The organism is Candidatus Pelagibacter sp. RS40 (assembly GCF_002101295.1).
Classification (GTDB): Bacteria; Pseudomonadota; Alphaproteobacteria; order Pelagibacterales; family Pelagibacteraceae; genus Pelagibacter.
This window is the reverse complement of sequence record NZ_CP020778.1, coordinates 1,099,215-1,115,834: the sequence shown is the minus strand read 5'-3', so window position 1 is coordinate 1,115,834 and position 16,620 is coordinate 1,099,215. Positions and strand designations below refer to the sequence as shown.

Below are 16,620 nucleotides of genomic sequence, written 5' to 3'. Positions count from 1 at the left end.
ATAAAATGTATATATTAAATTTTTAAATAAAATAAATTAACAAAAAATCACAATTTTATGGGATTTTTTAAACTTTTGTCATCTAAAATTATATAAATAAAATATAATTGAGGAAATTTTATAAAAAAAATATAAAAAACAATACTGTATGTTATCAAAATTTTTAAGGTTATTTTTTTTTTCTGTTTTATTATCAAGTTGTACTGCACAAAATATAATTGAAACATCTATTTCTACCGGCATAAATAAGGACCCAAGATCCAAGCAAGCATCTAATAAAAGTTATGGAAATTATAGCATTCAAGATGTGGAGATCAATTTCATTAGAGTAAACAAACTTACAGATAACGAAATAAATTATTATAATGATAAAAAATTAGATATATTGGATCATACAGTTAAAACTCACAAAGATGTTTATAACTATAATTACGAATACGTATTAGGCCCATCAGATATTATAAATATTAATTTAACTGATTCCGACGATATTGATGACTCATACAAAATAGATGAAAATGGCATGATTGACTTGCCTGTAGCAGGAAAAGTGAAAATAAGTGACTTAAAAATAACAGAGGCTCATAATATTTTAAGGTCTGTAATTCGAGAATTTTATAAAAATCCAGATTTGCAAATAACAGTTGAAGAATTTAACAGTAGTAAGGTCTATGTGGTAGGAGCTGTTAAAACTCAAATAACAATTAATTTAAATCAAGAACCTATTAAACTTATAGACGCAGCGATAAAAGCTGGTTTCGACAAAGTCTCAGGGACAAAAGGATTTTTAAGGAGAGATAATAATGTTTATAAAATTAATTTAGAAAATGCATATCAAAGTATTGATGATAAGGAAAATTTTTACTTAAAAAAGAACGATGTGATTTTTATTGATACAAATTCAGATGCAATACACGTATTTGGAGAAGTTATAAAACCTGGTGTTTACTATCCAAATTTAGATTACTCGTTAACAGAGCTTATTTCAACTAGCGGTTTAAATCAATTAACTGCTAATGCTGAAAAGGTTTATGTAATTAGGGAAAATTACGAAAAATTTCTAAAAATTGACGTTTTTATTTTAGATATTTCTAGTCCCATAAATTTTATAGCTGGGAGAAAATTTAAGCTGCAGCCAAAAGATATTGTTTACATCCCTCCAACAAAAATTGTCAAATGGAATAGAGTTATAAGCTTACTGCTTCCTCAGACAGATCTATTTAACTCATACAATCCTATTATTCAAGATGGTGTTAAGGGTGGTGCTAATGCTAACCAGACTGGTGATACGGGTTAAAAAAAAGATTTTTATTTATTGTAAGTAAAAAAAAACTGGTAATCAATATTTGATTTATAGGAACGTGTAATGAAAAATCAAATACTAAAATAATTATTGTAAAAGTTATTAACATGAAAAAATTGAAGTTATAATTTATTTTTTTAAAAAAAATTTTGATAAAAGATAAAATGAATATCAAAAATCCTATTATCCCTAGCTCTCCTATAAATTCAATTAGACTAGAGTGAGCGTGATTTGCAAAGAGATTGGACATTTGCAAAAATTTTAATTTAAATAAATATTCAAAACCACCTAGACCATATCCAAAAAATAAGAAATTTTTTATTTCAAAGAGTCCAAATTTTATTATCTCTAATCTGGAAAATTTATTCGTATCACCTAAGCTGAAGTCTTCTGTTAAAAATGCGAAACGTTGAACAAGTTTAGTGCTTCCAAAAAAATAGCTCATAAATAATATATCGAATAAAATAATAAATAATAAAATATATCCAAAGGCTATATTTTTATTTTCCGAGTAAAATTGATTATTTAAAAAATATAAAACAACAGTAATTAACATGAGAAAATTACCTAGTTTTGAGAAAGAAGTGATTATTGCAATTGCAATAAAAACAGTGAATATTCTTATATAAATTTTAGAAAAAAAAAGATCTTCACCTAATTTATATTTTTTATCTATAATTTTCATATACTCTAATGAACTAATAAAACAAATCATCATAAAAACAGAAAAAACTGTTCTATTTACGAAAAATCCAGTAGCTGAATCTTTGTAGGGATTTTTTAATAAGAATAATTCTGGATTGCCATTTAAGTAAATTAATACTGCAAAAATAGAGTGAAAAGTACCTAAAAGAGACAAAAAAAAATAAAATCTTACTATATGAATTCTTTTATAAAATATCATTTTAAATATTAACAGTGAAATAAAAATTGATATAAAATTTAAAAATTGAAAAAAAGTATTAGAAGGCGAGAAACTAATTGCTGAGTTTAATTTATAATCAAGTAAATTAAGATATAAATATTTTTCTATCGAGAAAAATTTTAATATTGATGGGGGAAACTGTATAATTTGAAATACTATATATAATAAAAAAATTATAAATAAAAAAATAGATTTTTTATTATCTGAAAGAAAAAATCTTAAATGCGTACAATAATTTTTATTATTTAAACAGTATAGGAATAGTGCACCCCACAATATAAAATTAATTTGTATCAAAATATTTGAATTCCCACCATTTAAAAAACTTATAGTTGTTAGTAAAATAAAATATAAATATTGATATTTTTTATTTTGAGAAAAATACATATTTAATTTGGAGAAACATTTTTGTCGAAGACGTCTTCAAAATCTTCGGATGTCACTGCTTCATTATTTTCAATTTTTGTTTTAATAGTTTCTGTCACAGTATTTGTATTTTGATTTTGTTCTATAATTTCTACTGCCTTTTCTGGGTTTTCTTGAACTATCTCGACTATAACCTCCGTTATTTTTTTCTTACTTTCTTCATTTTTGTTTGCACTATCAATTAGTTTATTCGATAAAGTGCCCTTGCTGTTTTCTACTATCTCTTTTACTTTTTCTATATCACTTTCGTCGTTTGCTTCCTCAACTGCGTTCTCCATAATTTTGTTAATACTTTCATCTACAACACTAGAAGTTACAGATAATATCTCGATTTTTTCCTCATAATTATCTTTCTTTGTTAAATTTTCTACTACACTCAAAGAAAGTTTAGAATCTGTTTCTTCTGATGCCTCATTTAAAGTTTCTAAAACTTTGGCAGCTGTATCATTGTCTGCTTTGGTAACAATATCTGCGACGACATCGGTCAGATCATCCTCTATAGATAGTATTTCTCCCTCATTTAAATTTTCCTGTTGATTTTTTGCTGCATCAATTGCTTGTTCAATTACTTTTTCTTTAATTCCAGTATTTAGTGTTTCTATTTTAGATGGCTCCGTGTCAACAATTGCTTTTAATACTTTTGCAGATAATGATTGTTTTTCCTCAGTCGATGTTTTACTTACCTCTTCAACTACTTTATTCGCAATTTCATCACTAGCAACTGAAACTACTTTTGCAATTAATTCACTATCTTCTTTTGTACTTTTAGCTGACTGAATGGCCTTTTCTGTAAGTTTATCTATACTTTCCTTATTTGATTCTGCAAGCTGATTGATTTTATTAGCATCTTTTTCAGATATACCCGACATAACTTTTAATGAAAGTGAAGTTTCTGTCTCTGTATTGTTAACTTCCTCAATAATTTTAGATGCAGTTGCAACATCTGTTTTTACAATAATATCTGCTACTACATCTGAAAGATTATCTTCTTCATTTAACCCACCCTCTTCTTGATTTTTGGCTGCATCTAGAGTTTGTTTAATAATTGTTGTTTTAATCTCTTCGTTTATAATCTCAATCTTTGCTGGTTGAGTATCAACTATCGCTTTTAATACTTTTGCAGATAATGATTGTTTTTCCTCAGTCGATGTTTTACTTACCTCTTCAACTACCTTATTGGCTAATTCATCACTAGCAACCGCAACAACTTTAGCAATTAGTATACTATCTTCATTTGTATTTTTTGCTTTTTGAACTGCTGTAACTGTTAGTTTTTCAACTTGACCTTTGTTCGTCTCAGATAAATTAGTTAATTTTTCTGCATTTTTATCTGTTATACTTGCAATTACTTTCAATGATAAATTAGTCTCAGTTTCAATGTTTGAGACTTCTTCAATTAATTTTGATGCTGTATCATTATCAGTGTTTACAATAATTGATGCCACTGCATCTGTTAAATCATCTTCAATAGCTATGTTGGTTTCTGTTTCTTGTTGTGTTTTTACGGCTTCAATGGTTTGTTTAATAACTATATCTTTTATTTCGTCATTTATAATATCAATTTTACTTGGTTGAGACTCAACGATAGCTTTAAGAACTTTTGCCGACAAATCTTGTTTTTCTGTAGTATTATTTTTACTTACTTCCTCAACAACTTTGTTTGCAATTTCATCACTAGCAACAGCTACAACTTTTGCAATTAATTCACTATCTTCTTTTGTACTTTTTGCAGATTGGACTGCTTTCTCAGCTAATTTATCTATACTTTCTTTATTAATCTCAGCTAAATTATTAATTTTATCAGAGTTCTTTTCTGATATTCCAGACATTACCTTCAGAGACAAGTTTGTTTCAGTTTCAATGTTTGAAACTTCTTCAATCAATTTAGATGCTGTGTCATTATCAGTACTTACAATAATTGATGCCACCGCGTCTGTTAAATCATCTTCTATAGCAATATTTGTTTCAGTCTCTTGTTGAGTTTTTACAGCTTCAACAGTTTGTTTAATCACCACCTCTTTAATTTCGTCATTTATAATTTCAATTTTATTAGGCTGTGTTTCTACAATTGCCTTAAGAACCTTCGCAGACAAATCTTGTTTTTCTGTAGTATTATTTTTACTTACTTCCTCAACAACTTTGTTTGCTAACTCGTCACTTGCTACTGATACAACTTTTGCAATTAAATTCGCATCCTCGTTTGAAGTGGATGCTTTTTCAACTGCTGAAACAGCCAATTTATCAATTTGATCTTTATTTGTTTCAGATAAGGTCTGAAGTTTCTCTGGAGCTTTTTCTGAGAAATCTGCCATTACTTTCAATGATAATTTAGATTCTTCGTTTGTATTTTTTTCTGTAATATTATTTATAACTGAATTAATTGTTGCTTCATCTGACTTTGCCATCACTTTACTTAATACCTCTGCAGACTTATCTGTTTCTTTTGCTACAATTGTCTCAAATATTTTTTCTTTAATTAAACCAGCGCCTTCCGAAGTAGACGTCGTTAAAAATTCATTGTCTTTATCTGATAAATTTCCAACCACACCCTCAACTAAAGTATCTTTTGTCTCAATTATTTTTTCAATTGTCTCACCAATATTTTGATCATCAGATTGATCAATTACATCAGATAAAAAAGTAGTATTTTCATCATTACTATTTTCAACAATAAAATCTATTTTTTGTTTTTTTTCCTCTTTTATGATTTCTTTCGCAGCTTCAACGTCGCTTGCATCTACTACCCCATCATTATTTGCATCTTGAAGATTTCCTTTAGCAAGTTTTTCCTCCAGTTGTTGGGTTAACTCATTTTCATCTATTTTTGAAACTTTAACTAATGTCTCATTTACCGATTTGAATTCTTGTTTCTCTTCGTCAGATTGCTCACGTTGTGAAATTTCTCTTGTCTCTGTTACCTCAATAACTTGATCTGTAGACGTTAAACTAGTTGATTGACCCTCAGATGAAATTTCAATTTGTCCTACACTTCCAAAACTGTCTTCTGCAAGAGCAACTTCGGAGTTACCATTTGGTTTAATACTTGCATTAAATCTTGTACCTCTGATACCTAGTGACATATTTGATAAATCTATCAACATTTCACCATTGGCATTTTTAGCAATAGCACCTGTTTCGATAATTATTTTACCTTTTCCAACTTTCGCTTGGAATTTTTGTTTTGCTCCCGATTTCTCAAACTCTCTTACATTAAGTGATGTTAATTCTTTCATAACTATTGTTGTATTATCATCAAACTGAATTGTTGCGGATGAACTTTCTCCAATTAAAATTTCATCTTTAAGATATATTTCATCATATACATCCAAAATTCTTTCATCTCCCTCTTCTGTGATTGCAATAACTTCACCATTAATTTCAGTGATTGAGCCAATTTTAGTACCTTCTGAAAAAGCTATATTGGTAAAAAAAATATAAAGAAAAAATATTTTGAAAAAAAAATTTGTATAATTTAAAGTAATCTTTTTATGGCTAATATTCATAGTTTTAAGTATTTAAAATACTCACTAATTATATTAATTTTATATAATATTATTTCATTATTAGTCCTTTTTTTGCCCTTTAAAAGCTTGAAATACAGCCTTTGGAATATGATGCCTTATGATTATAAATACTTAGTAAATTATCCAAATGATCTAAAAAACTTATCTCTTTTAAATTCAACAAATAGAGATTTTATAAAAGAAGGTTTAAATAAAAACTCGTCTAGGAATGCATTAAATATAAACTATTGGAATTATAACTTAATAATTGACAGCTATTCTAAAGAAAAAAATAAAGATTTTGAAAAATCTTTTATTAATTTATTTTTTTTAACAAAAAATAATCAATCAAAAAATCTGGATTTAAAAAAATATTTCATATCAAATTACAATCTATTTAGTGAAAAAAGTAAAAAAATTATTTTAGATAATTATTAAATTATTCTTTTTTTTCCTCTTTTGGTGGAGGAGGTCTTTTCTTTTTCTTCTCAATTTCATTTGGATTATCAAAATTAATTGCCATGCAAGTAATATCATCTCTTAATTTTGGTATACCCCAATTTAAAGTTGATGTTACTTTTTCAACTAGATCTTTGGGGGTTATAGTTTCCATTCCTTTTACAACATTTTCAACTCCTTCAGCTCCAAATTCTTCACCATTTGGAAGATATCCCTCGGTTACTCCATCTGTATAAACAACAAAAGTTTTATCTTTAATATTTATTGTATTAGATTTAACCATAGACTCTGCAAAATATTTCATTATTCCTATTGGAGGTAGATCAGATTGGATAAATTCAAATTTTTTTGATTTATCAAATAACATTATGCTTTCATGACCTGCATTGATAAATGTCAAATCTCCTGTTTTTGGGTTAAATTTTCCAAACACTGCTGTTACAAACATTCCTTTAAATTTTGCCTCAATAATTTCGTTATTTACACCAAATACAACTCTTTCAAGCGGAAATTTTAAATTTGAGAGTGTTCTAAAAATAGAGGAAGCTTTTGCCATGTACATACCAGCCTTAACTCCTTTTCCTGAAACATCTGCTAATGTAAAATAATATTCTTCCGGTCCAACTTTCATTACATCAAAATAATCGCCAGATACATCTCGCGCTGGAATATTTTTTGCATAAACAAAGTTTTCAAAAGCTGAGATATCTGGGAATAAACTTTTTTGGACACCTCCAGCAAGTTCTCTTTCTTTTAAAAGTTTTGCCTCTTTTTGAAGATTTTGAAGAGCAATTTTATTTTCCTCTAAAAACCTAAAATAAAGACCAGTTAAAAATGTTATTGAGATCATTATCATTGGATAGCTGACATCAATTAGCTCTGATCTAAATCTATAAATAGATAATCCAATAACAAAAATAATTATTAATCCTACAAAAATTATACTTAAGCTGTATTTTGGCTTAATTCTTTGTGAAATTATAAATGCAGCAATAGAAATTATTATTGAAAGTAATAATTCAAAAACAAATATTCCATCATTTCTTTTTAAAAAACTGTTATTCAATAAATTATCAATTACATTTGCATGTACCTGCACTCCTGGAACAGTTTCACCTGTTGGAATTTTTACTGTATCGAAAAGACCTTTTGCTGAAGCACCAATTAATACATATTTATCTTTAAAAAAATTCTCATCAAAATTTTTATCAAACACTTTTTCTGCAGAAATGTAGTTATTGTTAATTGATCTATTATATTTAACCCAAATTAGTGAATTTTTATCTGTTTTAAAATCATATGGTCTAATTGTTATATTCTTAATTCCGTTCTCATTAAGATTTGTGATGATAGTCTTTTTTTTCTCACCTACTCTTATCATTTCTAATCCAAAAGTAGGGAATAATTTATTATTGAAAACCATAATTAAAGGAAGCGATCTTACAACTGCATCACTTTGGGTTATGTAATTAATAGAACCTAATCCTTTAGAATTTTTTTCTAATATTTGAATTGAACCTAGGGAATATTTGTAGTTGTAGACAAAATTTTTTACATTTCCTCCTTTTGCAAAAATTCTTGCTTTTCCTTTACGATCATAAGTACCTTTTGTGGGAACTAAGCTTCCAAACACTGCTAATACTGATTTTGTTTCTTTCAAAGTTTTTTGAAATTTTTTATCGTGGCCTTCAATAGAATTTAAAATATTTTTGGCATACTTATCCTCAATTGAGTAAGTTTTAATAATTTCTTCTGGAGACTGTTTATCCTTTTCAGAAAAAAATATATCGAAACCAACTGATTTTGGATTATCTCGGTTTATATTTTCTAGTATTTCTGAAAATATATTTCTGCCCCAAGGAAATTGACCAAATTTTGCAAGACTTGGTTCATCTATATCTACAATAACTATATTATCTCTTCTCTCATCAAATTTAAAAATTTTTTGATAAGAATCGAAGCTTATATTTGAAATTGATTTTACAAATTCAGGATTTTGTAATCTTACAAAAATTAAGATTAATAAAATAACTGAAAATGAAATATAATTTTTATATTTCTCAACAAATGGATGATGAATTAGTTTATTTAAAGCTTCTTTAAATTTCTCAAAAGCTAATTGAAATTTATTTGCTTTTTTTTTCTCTTTTTCTTCTATATTTTTTTCTTCACTCACTTATAAACAATAGCATCTGATGAGAGATTAAAAAATTATTAATATTCGATAATTATAAAAATAACCCAGTATGAACTATGAGTTAAAAGCAAACTATGTGATCAATGTTTATTGGTCTTTTGATACCAAATTTTTCATCTACTTCATGCTGGTGGATATGATGTGAATGAACGAAAACAGGAATCAGTAAATTGGAATTGGTTTTCAAAGTATAAATAAAGTTTGTTCCTCTAAATTTTCTATCGACAACCTCTAATTTTAAGTTGCTTTGATCATCATGTTCTAAATCTTCTGGTTGTAATAACAATTGAACATCAGATCCATTGGGATAATGTTTTATAAAATTACCCTTTATTGTTCCAAGATCTTTATTTTCTAAACTATTTTCACCTGTAACTTTAGCTGGAATTAATATTCCTCTATTTAAAAAGTTTACTACCTCAATTGAATTTGGAAAGTGGTATACATTGTAAGGATCATCATACTGCTTTAGCTGACCATTTAAAATAATCCCACATTTATTTCCTAAATAAAAAGCCTCATAAGAGTCATGTGTAACAATAATAGTTGTTATTTTTGAATTATTTAATATTTGCTTTAATTCCACTTGTATTTCCTCTTTAAAACTTTGATCAACGTTAGATAAAGGTTCATCTAACAACAATAAATCTGGTTGTGAAATTAAAGATCTAGCTAGAGATGCTCTTTGAGCTTCACCAGCGCTTATTTCATGAGGGTATTTATTTAATATATTTTTAAGATTTAAAAATTTGATTACATCCTTTTGGTTTATTTTTTTCTTTTTTCCTATTTTTCGATTTGATCCTAGCTCAATATTTTTCTCAACATTAAAATGTGGAAATAAAGAATTTTCTTGGAATGATAAAGCTATGTTACGGTACTCAGGTTCTATATGTTTGTCTTTTGATGATAGAATTTTATTTTTTAATTTGATCTGTCCTGATTTAATTTTTTCAAGGCCAGCTATTGTTCGCAATATTGTAGTTTTACCTATTCCTGAAGGACCAAGAAGACAAATAATATCACCTTCGTTTTCTATTGATAGATTTACATTATTAACTTTATTTTTTCCTCCGGCTGTAAAAGATACATTTTCAATTTCAAAAAAATTTTCAGGCATCAGTCTTTCAGTATATATCTAGATGTAATCAAAATAAAAGTACTTGCAATTAAAATTAGAAATAAAGATGGCACAGCTGCTGCTTCTAATAAGTCTTGAGAAGCATATATATAAGCGGTGGTAGCAAAAGTTTCAAAATTAAAAGGTCTTAATATTAAGGTAATAGGTAATTCTTTAATTATCTCGATAGATATAAGTATACCAATTAAAAATATGGAGTTTCTTAAATATGGCACATGAATACCTAAAAATGTTTTTATTTTTGAATAACCTAGTAAATAAGAACTTTCATCAATAGATCTATTAATTCTCTCATACCCAGATTTTAAACCATTATATGCTAAAGAATAAAATCTAATAAAGTATACAATTACCAAACCTATTATAGACCCAATGAATATTTTTTTTATTGAGCTTAATTCATAATATTTAATTATGTTGTTATCAAACCAAGCAACAAAAGTTATGAAGGCTACAGCTAAAATTACACCTGGAATTGCATAACCAGTAATTGAAAACATTGTGAGAAAATTTAGAAATTTACTTCTGGTTACTCTATTTCCATAATTTGCAATAAATGAAAATATGATAAGCACTAAACTGGATAAAAATACGAGATAAATTGTATTTAATGAAAGTTGTAAAATGTTTAAATCTAACAAATTTTTAGGAAAAATAATTGTCCAGTAAAGCATTTGCAAAACTGGAAATAAAAAACTTATAAAAAAAACTATAAAACAAACCGAGAAAGCAAAAATAAATTTTGAACCTTTGAGATTAAGTTTTTTCTTTTGTTTTACTCCACCTCTTGATGGAGAGTGGTACTGTGCCTTCCTTCTTGATATATGTTCAATGAAAAATAATCCTAAAATAAATAGTAATAGAAAAAATGACAATTGATTTGCAAAAGCTAAATCATCAAATGATATCCATGAATCATAAATTCCAGTTGTTAGGGTAGAAATTCCAAAGAAGGATACCGCTCCAAATTCAGATAGAGTTTCCATAGCAACCAAAGCTAGTCCAGCAACTATTGCTGGTCTTGCTGAAGGTAGTATTATTGAGAAAAAAACTTTTGATCTCGAAAAACCAAGATTTTGTCCCAATTCTAAAAGGTTTTGAGATTGATAGTGAAAGGATGCTCTTGTTAAAACATAGACATAACCAAATAAAGAGAAGGATATTGATAAAATAGCACCAAGCATACCATCAAATTTTGGAATTAATTTATTATATTCTCCTGGTCCTAGAATAGATTTTATTATCGAATATAAAGTTCCAAAGTTTTCAAAAAAAGCTGTTAATGAGTAAGCATATATATAAGCTGGAACTGCAAAAGATAATATTAGAGCCCATTTAAAAAATTTAACACCAGGAAAATTATAAAAGGAGACTATATATGCACACCCAACTCCTATTATTAGTGTAAATATTAAAACACCAAATAAAAGTATAAATGAATTGATTATATATTCGTATAAAAAAGTACTTTTAAGTATTTCAAAGTAATTTGAAGTATCTTCAAAAAAACTTGAGAAAACAGTTAATATTGGAATAGATACAACTATTGAAACTAATAGAGATGAAATGTACCAAGTGTTTATTCTCATATTATAATCCGCCTTATAATCATGAAAACTAAATGTGTCCATGCGAAAGGAGAAACCTTAGCATGGACACATATCTAGAAAATCAAAAATTAAATACTTTTAGGATGTGCGGAACCTCCTTGTTTTTAATTTCTGTTAGTTTTCTATTATTTATTCTTTTACTGATTTTTTTACACTCCATAGAACATGCAGGACATCCTGTAGAAGATTTATTATAATCAATATTAGACATAAATTTTTTGTTCATGTTTTTCTTATTTCCATCCAGCTGCAAGCATAACCTCTAAAGCGTCGGCTTGTTTAGCTCCATAAGTTTTGACTGAAGTTTTATTATCTTGTTTAAAACTCATATCTTTTCCTGGAACTAATTCATTTGCTGAAACCCCTGAAATCATTGGATACTCAAAAGTATTATTAACAATATGGTTTTGTGCTTCAGCAGTTAATAAAAACTCAACAAGTTTTACAGCATTAGATTTATTTGGAGCATGCTTCAACATTCCAGCTCCACTAATATTCATATGTGTTCCTCTATCTTGTTGATTAGGAAAAAAAGGCATTACTTTTTTTGCTGCTTCTTGTTGCTCAGCACCCTTTTTACCAGATAGCATTAATGCATGATAATAAGTGTTAGCTACAGCAATATCTGCTTCTCCTGCTGCTACTGCCATAATTTGAGCTCTATCATTTCCTTTAGGTGTTCTTGCCATGTTAGCAACAACTAGTTTAGCCCAATTAGCTGTACTATTTTTTCCATTATTTTTTACTAAAGATGCAACTAAAGATTGGTTATAAATATTATTTGATTTTCTTATAACTAGTCTACCTTTCCATTTTGGATCAGCTAGACCTTCATACGTCATACCATTTAACTCATTTGCACTTACTCTTTCTGGTGAATAATAAATTATCCTTGCTCTTTTAGCTATGCCAGTCCACTGAGCACTTCTAAACTGACTTGGTACGACATTTTTTATTGCCTTTGACCACCCAGCCTTTTGAAGCATTCCCTTAGCTTGAAATGCACCTAATCTTCCAGCGTCAGCAGTGATGTATAAATCTCCTACACAATCAGCTCCCTCTTCCATTATTCTTTTTTGAAGAGCTTTATCTTTTCCTGATACAACATTAACTTTAATTCCAGTTTTAGACGTAAACTTCTCATAAAGTTGAATGTCTGAGTCGTAATGTCTTGCACTAAAAACGTTAACCTCCGCAGAAAATGCGAAAGATGAAATGAATGCAAAAAGTATTCCGATTATTGTTATTTTTCTCATTTTTCTCCCTTTTCCCGCACTGTTTATAATGAAATTAGTAACTATTCGCAATGATAATGATTATCAATTGCAATATTGACGCATTTTAACTTAAAATTTCCACTCTGAGATCTTGCTGTACAGAAAGTTCCTAAATGTGGACACCCTTGCTACATTTTTAAGAGATTGAGGATATACAAAATGTGCTTCGGTTATTGGTCCCTCTACTTTTGGTAATACTTTAATTAGGTTTGAGGACTGAAACACTAAGTAATCTGGTAAAGCTGCTAAACCTACTCCGCTCTCAACTGCCAACAGTAAGCCCATAACGCTATTTACCTTCATTACTGATTTTCTTTTTTTATTATCTTTCATGCCAATTTTTAATGCCCAATCGGGGTTATAAACTGGTGAGGGAGCTCCTTTTCCAAATGAAATAAATTTATGTTTATTTAAATCATTAATAGTTTTTGGAATTCCATACTTCTCCAAATATCTATTTGATCCATATATATGATAGTTAATATCTATCAATTTCTTCTGAATATAATTCAATTGCTTGGGCCTTCTCATAAAAATTCCAATATCTGCTTGTCTAGTACTTAGATCTAACTCTTTATCATCAAATATGAGCTCAATTTCTATTTCAGGATTTAGTTGCATAAACTCTTGAATTCTTGGAGTAAGCCAGTGTGTACCAAAGCTTCTAACTGTTGTGATTGTTAATTTTCCTGATGTTTTGTGTTTTTGGTCCCCTAATGAAGTTTCAACTTCTTTTAATTTGCTAATAACCTCATGGGCGGTTTTATAAACATATTCACCGTTTTCAGTTAAAGTTAAGCCTCTTGCGTGTCTTTCGAACAATTTTACCTTCAAATCCTCCTCTAAAGATTGAATTTGTCTACTTATTGCAGATTGGCTTAAATTTAATATCACTGTTGCACTAGTAAAACTTCCAGCTTCTGCAACTGCATGAAAAATTTTTAATTTATCCCAATCCATAACTATTTTTCTAAATTAATTATATATCTTCCTGATGTTTCGCCTTTTAACATTTTTGGATAAACATCAATTAGTTCTTCTAAACTAATTTCCTTAATAGATTTACCCAACAATTCAAAATCAATCAATTTTGATGCTTCATTCCACAGGAATTGTCTTCTTTGAATTGAAGCATTTACAGAATTAATACCCCATAATTTTACACCACGAATTATAAAAGGCATAACAGTAGTATTTAATTTTATATCAGCAGCGTTTCCACAAGCTGCAACAATTCCACTGTCTTTTGTTGTTGCTAAAATATTTTCTAAAACTTTACCACCTACTGTATCGACGGCTCCATCCCACAATCCTTTATCTAAAGGTCTTGCATCTTTTGTTAATTCGCTAGTATTTATAATGTTTTTTGCTCCTATAGATTTAAGATAATCTTTATTACTTTCTTTTCCAGTAACAGCTGTCACATTGCAACCAAGTTTATTTAAAATCATTACAGCCATACTTCCTACTCCCCCTGAAGCACCACTTACAATTACCTCTTCTACTTTTTTTCCAAGTAGAAGTTCCTCTCTTGTTGTCTTAGCTGTAAATGAACATTGAAGTGCTGTAAAACCTGCTGTTCCCATAGTCATTGATTGTTTTAAACTTAAGTCCTTTGGTTTCTTAACTAAAAAGTCACCATTTACTTTTGCGTATTGAGAATAGCCGCCAAAATAAATTTCTCCTACTCTCCAACCAGTTAAGATTATTTCATCACCTTGTTTAAATTTCTCATGTTTGCTTTCTTCAACAACACCTGAAAAATCAATACCTGGAATATGTGGAAACTCTTTAACTAATCTTGCTCCATTTTTTAGAATTAGAGCATCTTTATAATTCAAACCTGAATAATGAACTTTAACAGTAACATCGCCATGTTTGAGAAAGCTTTTATCGACTGATTTAATTTCTCTTGTAAAATTTTCTCCGTCTTGGTTAAGCACCAAAGCTTTGAAATTTTCTGACATGTAATTAATAAATATTATTTTGCGATAAACCGCAAATATCTATTCTGATAACTTAAATCGTCCTTGAATTGACCTAAATAAAAATTTGTAACTGTTGTTGCCTGCTCTTTTTTAATTCCTCTCATAGTCATACACTGGTGAGTTGAATCAATAGTAACTGCAACACCTTTTGCATCTAAAGACTCCATTAAAGTATTTGCAATTTGGACTGTAAGTCTTTCTTGTGTTTGTAATCTTTTAGAAAATACCTCAACTACTCTTGCAATTTTACTCAATCCTACAACTCTTTGATTTGGAATATATGCAACATGAGCAATTCCGATAATTGGTGCCATATGATGTTCACAGTGGCTTTGAACTGAAATGTTTTTTTGAACAACCATATCACTGTAACCTTCTACATCTCCAAACGTTTTATCAAGAACAGCTTTTGGATCTTCGTGGTAACCTTTAAAATATTCTTTAAAAGCCTTCATAACTCTTTTTGGAGTTTCTAATAAACCTTCCCTAGATGGATCTTCACCAATCCATTTCAAAATTTTAATAAAAGCTTCCTGAGCCTCTTTATCAGAAATTTCTTCTTTGTTTTTATCGTTTTCGTTTTTTACTAATTTCATGAACGGTTTTTATATATATATTTACTTAATTTTAAAATATTTAATATATTAGTGAATGTGCTAGATAATGCACTTTATATGTTTAAAAAAAGAGAAAATGTCGCTGAAATAGAGGAAGGTAAGTTACTTTCACCAAAATTCGACAATGATGGATTGATTCCTGTAATTACCACATGTTCAAAAACTAAAGAAATCTTAATGCATGGTTACATGAATGTTGAAGCGTTTAAATTAACAATTGAAACAAAAGAGGCTCACTATTTTAGTAGATCCAGAAAACAAATTTGGCACAAAGGTAAAACTAGCGGTTTTGTTCAAAAAGTTAAGGAAATAAGAATTGATGATGACCAGGATGCTGTTTGGATAACAGTTGATATTGGTAATGGGGCAAGTTGCCATGTTGGTTATAGATCCTGTTTTTATCGGTCTGTTCCAATGGGAAAAATTGATAACGCAAGAAATATAGAAATGAAGTTTGAAGAAGATAAAAAAAAATTTGATCCAGAAGTGATTTACAAAGGCCAACCTAATCCAACTAAAATATAATTAAGTGGAAATTCAATACAAAAATCTTAAAATTTTTGGACCTGCGGTGTTAAAGGTTAGAATACCAGATGAAATTACAAAAAAATTAAATGATTATATTGATGAAGTTGTGAAAGATGAGGAAAAAAGCAAAAATTTAAATTTAGGTGAGTCTCTTGCAGGCGATGTAACACAAGAATTTTTTTTAGAAAATGAGTTTGCTAAATCATGTGGATGGTTAGATTTTATAGCAAATTCTACAAAAATATTTATCGAACTTAATGAAGGAAAAAAAATAAAAAGTTTTAATTTAATTAGATCATGGGTGGTAAGGCAATTTCAAAACGAGTATAATCCTGTTCATTGGCACAGCGGTCATATTTCTGGTGCAGGCTTTTTAAAACTACCCCAGACATTTGGTAAACATACACAAGATAAACAAAATAAACAGTATCATGGTGGCAAATTAGAATTAATTCATGGCACAAAACAGTTTTTATCAGAAAGTGTTTTTAAAATTACACCTGAGGTTGGAGATTTTTATTTATTCCCTCATTATATGATGCACACTGTTTATCCATTTAAAAATACTAAAGAGGAAAGAAGGTCAATTTCATTTAATGCTAGAGTTGATGAAGAAGCATTTAACGTTTATTAAAAGATAAAAGTA

14 protein-coding genes are annotated in these 16,620 nt (G+C 28.4%); 4 read left to right on the top strand and 10 right to left on the bottom strand.

Annotated features, from left to right (window positions below; genetic code table 11):
- The first annotated feature begins 148 nt into the window (after positions 1-148).
- A complete protein-coding gene (locus B8063_RS05710; RefSeq protein WP_085070332.1) occupies positions 149-1,297 on the top strand; it encodes a polysaccharide biosynthesis/export family protein in 1,149 nt (382 codons plus the stop codon).
- On the opposite strand, the gene B8063_RS05705 is transcribed toward B8063_RS05710, so the two are convergent.
- Together B8063_RS05705 and B8063_RS05700 are read right to left on the bottom strand one after the other, a co-directional pair.
- Positions 1,272-2,207, bottom strand: coding sequence for an O-antigen ligase family protein (locus B8063_RS05705; protein WP_198150954.1), 936 nt, complete (start codon positions 2,205-2,207; stop codon positions 1,272-1,274). The two genes, B8063_RS05710 and B8063_RS05705, sit on opposite strands and share 26 nt — an antisense overlap.
- A gap of 410 nt (positions 2,208-2,617) precedes the next feature.
- Complete coding sequence (locus B8063_RS05700) at positions 2,618-6,157, bottom strand: FecR domain-containing protein (protein WP_085070328.1); 3,540 nt, start codon at positions 6,155-6,157, stop codon at positions 2,618-2,620.
- An 87-nt stretch (positions 6,158-6,244) separates the two neighbouring features.
- Here B8063_RS05700 and B8063_RS05695 point away from each other — a divergent pair, with 87 nt between their 5' ends.
- The gene (locus tag B8063_RS05695; RefSeq protein WP_157101721.1) at positions 6,245-6,595 is read left to right on the top strand and encodes a hypothetical protein; all 351 of its coding nucleotides are present in this window, start codon (positions 6,245-6,247) and stop codon (positions 6,593-6,595) included.
- A 1-nt stretch (position 6,596) separates the two neighbouring features.
- Here the strand turns inward: B8063_RS05695 and B8063_RS05690 are convergent, their stop codons facing one another.
- The 8 genes from B8063_RS05690 to folE all read right to left on the bottom strand — a co-directional run bounded on the left by B8063_RS05690 (position 6,597) and on the right by folE (position 15,425).
- Positions 6,597-8,792, bottom strand: coding sequence for a CHASE2 domain-containing protein (locus B8063_RS05690; RefSeq protein ID WP_085070324.1), 2,196 nt, complete (start codon positions 8,790-8,792; stop codon positions 6,597-6,599).
- Between the two features lie 82 nt (positions 8,793-8,874).
- On the bottom strand, positions 8,875-9,933 hold the full coding sequence (locus B8063_RS05685; RefSeq protein WP_085070322.1) for an ABC transporter ATP-binding protein: 1,059 nt from the start codon (positions 9,931-9,933) through the stop codon (positions 8,875-8,877).
- On the bottom strand, positions 9,933-11,543 hold the full coding sequence (locus B8063_RS05680) for an ABC transporter permease (RefSeq protein ID WP_085070320.1): 1,611 nt from the start codon (positions 11,541-11,543) through the stop codon (positions 9,933-9,935). Before B8063_RS05680 ends, B8063_RS05685 begins: the two co-directional genes overlap by 1 nt.
- Before the next feature lie 82 nt (positions 11,544-11,625).
- Positions 11,626-11,790 carry a hypothetical protein gene (locus B8063_RS07180; protein ID WP_157101720.1) on the bottom strand — a complete coding sequence of 55 codons (165 nt, stop codon included), beginning with the start codon at positions 11,788-11,790 and terminating at the stop codon, positions 11,626-11,628.
- Positions 11,791-11,797: 7 nt separating this feature from the next.
- Positions 11,798-12,820, bottom strand: coding sequence for an extracellular solute-binding protein (locus tag B8063_RS05675; protein ID WP_085070318.1), 1,023 nt, complete (start codon positions 12,818-12,820; stop codon positions 11,798-11,800).
- Positions 12,821-12,910: 90 nt separating this feature from the next.
- A complete protein-coding gene (locus tag B8063_RS05670) occupies positions 12,911-13,801 on the bottom strand; it encodes a LysR family transcriptional regulator (protein WP_075521098.1) in 891 nt (296 codons plus the stop codon).
- 2 nt (positions 13,802-13,803) lie between these two features.
- On the bottom strand, positions 13,804-14,808 hold the full coding sequence (locus B8063_RS05665) for an oxidoreductase (RefSeq protein WP_085070315.1): 1,005 nt from the start codon (positions 14,806-14,808) through the stop codon (positions 13,804-13,806).
- 14 nt (positions 14,809-14,822) lie between these two features.
- Positions 14,823-15,425: a GTP cyclohydrolase I FolE gene (gene folE / locus B8063_RS05660; protein WP_085070313.1), complete on the bottom strand. Its 603-nt coding sequence runs from the start codon at positions 15,423-15,425 to the stop codon at positions 14,823-14,825.
- Positions 15,426-15,503: 78 nt separating this feature from the next.
- Here folE and hisI point away from each other — a divergent pair, with 78 nt between their 5' ends.
- Positions 15,504-15,971: a phosphoribosyl-AMP cyclohydrolase gene (gene hisI, locus B8063_RS05655; RefSeq protein WP_085070311.1), complete on the top strand. Its 468-nt coding sequence runs from the start codon at positions 15,504-15,506 to the stop codon at positions 15,969-15,971.
- A gap of 4 nt (positions 15,972-15,975) precedes the next feature.
- On the top strand, positions 15,976-16,608 hold the full coding sequence (locus B8063_RS05650; RefSeq protein ID WP_085070309.1) for a putative 2OG-Fe(II) oxygenase: 633 nt from the start codon (positions 15,976-15,978) through the stop codon (positions 16,606-16,608).
- Positions 16,609-16,620: the final 12 nt, after the last annotated feature.

Coding starts and splice junctions, on each gene's coding strand:
- B8063_RS05710 (WP_085070332.1), top strand. CDS start 149: ATGTTATCAAAATTTTTAAGGTTATTTTTTTTTTCTGTTTTATTATCA.
- B8063_RS05705 (WP_198150954.1), bottom strand. CDS start 2,207: ATGATATTTTATAAAAGAATTCATATAGTAAGATTTTATTTTTTTTTG.
- B8063_RS05700 (WP_085070328.1), bottom strand. CDS start 6,157: ATGAATATTAGCCATAAAAAGATTACTTTAAATTATACAAATTTTTTT.
- B8063_RS05685 (WP_085070322.1), bottom strand. CDS start 9,933: ATGCCTGAAAATTTTTTTGAAATTGAAAATGTATCTTTTACAGCCGGA.
- B8063_RS05680 (WP_085070320.1), bottom strand. CDS start 11,543: ATGAGAATAAACACTTGGTACATTTCATCTCTATTAGTTTCAATAGTT.
- B8063_RS07180 (WP_157101720.1), bottom strand. CDS start 11,790: ATGAACAAAAAATTTATGTCTAATATTGATTATAATAAATCTTCTACA.
- B8063_RS05675 (WP_085070318.1), bottom strand. CDS start 12,820: ATGAGAAAAATAACAATAATCGGAATACTTTTTGCATTCATTTCATCT.
- B8063_RS05670 (WP_075521098.1), bottom strand. CDS start 13,801: ATGGATTGGGATAAATTAAAAATTTTTCATGCAGTTGCAGAAGCTGGA.
- B8063_RS05665 (WP_085070315.1), bottom strand. CDS start 14,808: ATGTCAGAAAATTTCAAAGCTTTGGTGCTTAACCAAGACGGAGAAAAT.
- folE (WP_085070313.1), bottom strand. CDS start 15,425: ATGAAATTAGTAAAAAACGAAAACGATAAAAACAAAGAAGAAATTTCT.
- hisI (WP_085070311.1), top strand. CDS start 15,504: ATGTTTAAAAAAAGAGAAAATGTCGCTGAAATAGAGGAAGGTAAGTTA.